Annotated in this window: 2 protein-coding genes; both read right to left on the bottom strand. The window is 68.9% G+C overall.

The window, feature by feature from the left end; all coding sequences use genetic code 11:
* Nucleotides 1-20 precede the first annotated feature (20 nt).
* Entirely contained in the window at nucleotides 21-575 is a 555-nt protein-coding gene (locus HGB44_RS31515) for a transposase (protein WP_061083770.1), read from the bottom strand.
* Nucleotides 494-1,081: a winged helix-turn-helix domain-containing protein gene (locus tag HGB44_RS31510; RefSeq protein WP_061083769.1), complete on the bottom strand. Its 588-nt coding sequence runs from the start codon at nucleotides 1,079-1,081 to the stop codon at nucleotides 494-496. Before HGB44_RS31510 ends, HGB44_RS31515 begins: the two co-directional genes overlap by 82 nt.
* Nucleotides 1,082-1,144: the final 63 nt, after the last annotated feature.

The following is a 1,144-nucleotide window of genomic DNA, read 5'->3' as shown; positions in this document are numbered from 1 at the left end:
CTGACTTTTAATTTGTGGGGTTATATCTCCAAGGACAGTCCAGTTCCGGCCAGACACCCCTTGAGCAGCTCGGGACGGTACTGCATGGGTCTGAGTCGAGCGCGCATCAAAACGGCGAGCTGGTCGACATCACCGCCCATCAGGTTGGTCAGGCCGCTGCGCATCGCCGACCACACCCCCTCGACCGGGTTGAGGTCAGGGGCATACCCGGGCAGTTGCTCCACCCTCAGCCAGTCCCGCTCACCGATACGGCGCCGCATGTTCGCGCTGGTGTGCCGGTTGAGGTTGTCCCACACCAGCACCACCGCCCCGCCCAACCGCCGGTGCGCGGCGTCCGCCAGCGCGATGTAGTCGGCCTCGTCGAAGGAGGCCCGCTCGTCGGTGCGCCGGTGGTAGGGGTGCAGCCGGTACAGCAGCCGGGGCCGGTGTCCGGGTTTGTAGCAGCACAGGGCGGCCGCGCTGACCCGGCCCCGGCCCGCGCCGGTGACGGTGATCACCGGGGTGTGGCCCCGCCTGCCCCAGGTGCGTGCGGTGGGCGGCCGGGTGCCTTGGCCCGCCTCGTCTTCGAAGCAGATCCATGCGTCCAGGTCGCCCGCGGTGCTTTTACCCGTGGCCACACCTGCTGTCGCCACTGCTCGACGGCCTCCTTGTCGCGTTCGGCGGCGCGTCGCGTGGGGACCTGCACGCTCCACCCGAGCCGGTGCAGGAGCAGGGACATGCCCGCGAGTGAGTAGGTCACATGGAAGTGCTCGGCCACCACTGCTCTGATGCGGGCCAGGGTCCAGCGCTGGTCGGCGAAGCCGTGCGCGGCCGGGCCCAGGTTCAGGAGCTGTTCCAGCAGGTCCAGTTCCTCCTCGGTCAGGCGGCACCGGGAGGCCGGGCCCTTGGTTTCCAGGGCCTGCCTGCCGCCGGTTGTGTAGGCGTGGTGCCATCGCCAGGCCGACATGCGGGTGATGCGGTAGGTGCGGGCGACCTGGGCATCGGTGGCTCCGGCGTCGAAGTCATCGGCGGCGGCCATGCGCACCGCCTCGCGTCGCTGGCGTTCTGCGGCGGTCAGCCCGCCGCCGGTGGAATACCTCATACCTTCGGGATACTCCGGCGGGGCTGCTTGTCAAGAACGGTAACCCCACAAATTAAAGTTCAG

The sequence above is a fragment of the Nocardiopsis alborubida genome, assembly GCF_012396365.1.
GTDB classification, from domain to species: domain Bacteria; phylum Actinomycetota; class Actinomycetes; order Streptosporangiales; family Streptosporangiaceae; genus Nocardiopsis; species Nocardiopsis alborubida.
The sequence above is the reverse complement of the archived record's forward strand: the minus strand, read 5'-3'. Positions and strand labels throughout refer to the sequence as shown.